General features: G+C 66.5%; 1 protein-coding gene. It reads right to left on the reverse strand.

Features of this window, described 5'->3' with window-relative positions; all coding sequences use genetic code 11:
* Window positions 1-9: 9 nt before the first annotated feature.
* On the reverse strand, window positions 10-466 hold a 457-nt coding region (locus VTU_RS29580), incomplete at its 5' end, for a SwmB domain-containing protein (RefSeq protein WP_265597360.1).

Here is a 466-nt window from a genome sequence, read left to right on the forward strand (position 1 = left end):
ACCGTGGCGCTACACCGGGGCCGTGGTGTCCCGGACCAGGTTGCTTACGGCCCGGTCCGTGAAGCTGGCCGCGTCGTTGCCGGCAGCGTCCTGTATCCCGTTCTCGCCGGTCGCGGGCCGGGTGTAGCTCAGCTGGAGCATCTCGCCGCCGGCCACCTCGCGGCTCAGTATCAGGTTCACGGTCTTGGTCTGGCCCGACACGATCACCTGGTTCACGCTAATGGCCTCATTGCCCGCGCTGCTGACCGCAAAGGCCGAGGCGGCTGCGGTCTTCCCGACATTCAGGTCGCCCACATCGGTGTAGGTCAGCACCAGCAGTCTGCTGTTGACCGTGGCACTAGCCAGCACCGGGGCCGTGGTGTCCGGGACCAAGTTGCTTACGGCCTGGTTCGTGAAGCTGGCCGCGTCGTTTCCGGCAACGTCCTGTATCACGTTATCGCCGGTCGGGGGCCGGGTGTAGCTCAGC

This window comes from Verminephrobacter aporrectodeae subsp. tuberculatae At4 (assembly GCF_000193225.1).
Lineage (GTDB): Bacteria > Pseudomonadota > Gammaproteobacteria > Burkholderiales > Burkholderiaceae_C > Acidovorax > Acidovorax aporrectodeae.